Origin of the sequence: Acinetobacter sp. 809848, assembly GCF_000581275.1 — a bacterium.
Lineage (GTDB): Bacteria > Pseudomonadota > Gammaproteobacteria > Pseudomonadales > Moraxellaceae > Acinetobacter > Acinetobacter pittii.
Genome location: NZ_JEXG01000078.1, coordinates 1 through 3597, shown reverse-complemented (window position 1 = coordinate 3597; position 3597 = coordinate 1). Strand labels below are relative to the sequence as shown.

At 39.3% G+C, this 3597-nt stretch carries 2 protein-coding genes, 1 tRNA gene and 1 pseudogene; all 4 read left to right on the top strand.

All coding sequences use genetic code 11. The annotated features are described in order from the left end of the window. Positions 1-1779, top strand: a 1779-nt coding sequence (locus J536_RS23470) for an NADPH-dependent 2,4-dienoyl-CoA reductase (protein ID WP_032064149.1), incomplete at its 5' end; no start/stop codon positions are given. 85 nt (positions 1780-1864) lie between these two features. Further along, positions 1865-1954: transfer RNA gene (locus J536_RS23465), tRNA-Ser, on the top strand. Positions 1955-2400: 446 nt separating this feature from the next. Then, a complete protein-coding gene (locus J536_RS23460) occupies positions 2401-3279 on the top strand; it encodes a MetQ/NlpA family ABC transporter substrate-binding protein (RefSeq protein ID WP_002118503.1) in 879 nt (292 codons plus the stop codon). Between the two features lie 241 nt (positions 3280-3520). Beyond that, positions 3521-3597: pseudogene (locus tag J536_RS25790) on the top strand (DUF4882 domain-containing protein); the annotation flags it as partial.

Here is a 3597-nt window from a genome sequence, read left to right as displayed (position 1 = left end):
CATCGTCTGGTTACACATGCTGTGCATAAACATGGTTCAAAAATCTTAATGCAAATTTTGCATGCAGGTCGCTACGGTTACCAGCCATTTGTTGTGTCTTCAACTGCAATTAAATCTCCAATTTCACCTTTTAAACCACGCCAGCTTTCTGAAAAAAATATTCTGAGCACAATAGAAGATTACGCTCAGTGCGCCGATATCGCTAAAAAAGCAGGTTATGACGGTGTCGAAATTATGGGCTCGGAAGGTTATCTCATTAACCAGTTTTTAAGTCGCCACGTGAACCAGCGTACTGACCGTTGGGGTGGTGAAATTGAAAACCGTATGCGCTTTCCAGTCGAGATTGTTAAAGCGATTCGTGCCAAAGTCGGTGAGAAATTTATTATCTGTTTCCGCTTGTCTTTACTCGATTTAGTCCATGACGGTAACACCATGCAAGAGGTGGTGACTGTAGCCAAAGCTTTAGAAAAAGCAGGTGTGACTTTATTAAATACCGGCATTGGCTGGCATGAAGCTCGTGTGCCGACCATTGTAACATCTGTGCCTCGTGCAGCTTTTGTTGACTACACTGCTCATGTAAAACAGCATATTTCTATTCCGATTATTGCTTCAAACCGTATTAACATGCCTGAAACTGCCGAAGAAATTTTGGCAACTGGTAAAGCAGATATGGTTCAAATGGCGCGTCCTTTATTGGCCGATGCATTTTGGGTAAATAAAACTGCGACTAACCGTGTTGATGAAATTAATACCTGTATTGCATGTAACCAAGCCTGTTTAGACCATGCTTTTAAAAATAAGCGTGTATCTTGTTTGGTTAACCCACGTGCAGGCCATGAAACAGAACTGGTCTATTTAAAGACTAAACAGCCTAAGCGAATTGCAGTTGTGGGCGGTGGAGTAGCGGGTATGTCGGCGGCAACTGTTGCGGCAAGTCGTGGTCATGCAGTCACTTTGTTTGAAGCAACATCGGATGTAGGCGGTCAATTTAACTTTGCCAAAGTTGTACCAGGCAAAGAAGAATTTCACGAGACGATCCGCTACTTTAAAGTCCAACTCGAAAAAACAGGGGTGGACGTACGTTTAAATACTCGCGTAAATCGTGAACAACTTGAACGTGAAGGTTTTGATGAAGTAATTGTTGCAACTGGTGTAATCCCTCGCGCATTAAAAATTGAAGGAAGTGACGCACCACAAGTCCTTTCGTATGCTCAAGTTTTGAAAGGGGCAGAAGTCGGGCAAAAGGTTGCAGTGATTGGTGCGGGTGGTATTGGTTTTGACGTGTCAGAATTTTTACTTAAACCGCCACATCAACCACAGCCTCAACCTTTAGCCGACTGGCAACGTGAATGGGGTGTAGACCCAGATCCGAATTATGTTTCTGAAGGGGGGATGCAGCCGCCAGTCGTTGAACCAGCGATCCGTGAAATTTATTTATTGCAACGTAAAACCACACCACTTGGTATTGGTCTAGGCAAAACTTCAGGTTGGGTCCATCGTGCACAGCTTAAAAAGCATGGCGTACGTATGCTGCGTGGTGTGCAATATAAAGCAGTCACTGATGAAGGGCTTTGGATTGAGCACAATGGGCAAGATCAACTTTTACGTGTAGATACGGTTGTGGTGTGTGCAGGTCAAGAGTCGGTAAAAGACTTGATGCCAAAAGAAGGTGAGTCGACTATAGCGAACTATCATATTATTGGTGGTGCAAAGCTTGCAGCAGAGCTAGATGCCAAGCGTGCGATCAAAGAAGGAGCAGAATTGGCTGCCCAACTGTAAAATTGATGAAACAATACGCACTTGAACACAAAGCGATGATATTTTTCTTGAATAAAATGAATAAGCTTTGTATTCTTACGCACATGGAAGCGTGGCAGAGCGGTTTAATGCACCGGTCTTGAAAACCGACGAGGGTGTGAGTCCTCCGTGAGTTCGAATCTCACCGCTTCCGCCAGATTCTTAAAAAGCCCTTGTTAATGACAAGGGCTTTTTTTTATACCTAGTGTCTACATTACAGTAAGATTTAGCTTAAATACTGCTAATAAATCCTGAAAATTTCATATAAATCAAACAAGTATATATTTTAATCAAAATTACTATATTTATATAATATATTTTTTATTTTCAATATCTTACCAATTAAGCTTCTATATATCAGAATCGAACAAGTTATTTGTAGAATATTCATTTATTGATATATGATGAGCCAATATTTAGAAACTGTTTCAAAACATAATTCTATTGTTCAGCGAGCAAGTTCAAGGAAGGAATGATGCTGAATTCAGTTTTCTAAACCCGATATCAGGAAATTATTTCCGCCCCAAAATTGTATTTTGACCCATTGGTTGGCAATGCCTGACTCTTTTGAAAGATAGGCGTTTCCTATTTTAGGATGTATCTATGAAAAAATTATTTAGTGTTCTGTTCAGCGCATCTGTTCTAACACTGACTGCATGTAATAAAGAACCTGCAAAAACTGAAAATACAGCATCAGCTAAAGACAAAACTGAGTCAGTTCGAACTATTAAATTGGTTTCAACAGGTTCAGACACTGACGTATGGAAATACGTTGCAACGCTTCCTGAAACTGCTCAAGCGGGCATTAAACTCGAAGTGACTAACCTGACTGACTATGTTGTATTGAATACATCTGTAGCAAGTGGCGAACAAGACGTAAATGCGTTCCAGTCATTTAACTATTTGGCAGCTTATAACTCTTCAAATACAGCTAAAGTTGCTGCTGTTGCGACAACTTATCTAGAGCCAATGGGTATTTATGCAAATAAAGTTAAATCTGTTGAAGAGTTCCCACAAGGCGCGACTATCGCGATTCCAAACGACACTGCTAACGAAGCGCGTGCTTTAACATTATTACAATCTGCTAAACTGATTAAACTCAAACCAGACTTTGATCCTGTAAAAGGGACGACCAATGACGTCGTTGAAAACCCTAAAAACTTACAATTAAAACCAATTCAAATGACTACAGCAGTTCGTGTTAAAAACGATGTAGACGCAATTGTGTTGGGTAATACATTGGCACTTGAGGGTGGCCTCAATGTAATGAAAGATTCTATCTTCCGTGAGCCTATTGACCAGTCTACAAAGCTTTATGTGAATTTGTTGGGTGTTGCTGAAGCGAACAAAAACGACCCGATCTATACAAAACTTGGCGAACTTTACCACTTACCTAAAGTTCAAAAGTTTGTGAGCGAAAAATTCGGTGGCACAAAAGTTGAAGTGAACAAACCTGTTTCTGAATTTGCAGACATCAAATAAGTAATTTTTTAATTTAAAATTATTTTTAAAAGCTAAGTCTCGGTAATCGGGGCTTAGCTTTTGGATTATTTATTTTTAAAGGAAACCCAAAGTTATCGGAACAAGATTTATATTAATTTTAGAAGACTAGCTATCAAATAATTCTTAGCATACTTGACCTATTATCTCTTTATCTGAAAAATTTCTAAACCTTAAACTTTTACCATACAATCAAAAATCACAATAAAATTAAGGTGAAATAATGAGAAAAAATATATTGATTCTTAGCCTATTAATTGTCAGTGCACAGAGCTGGGCTGAATGTAAAATTGGTGATTT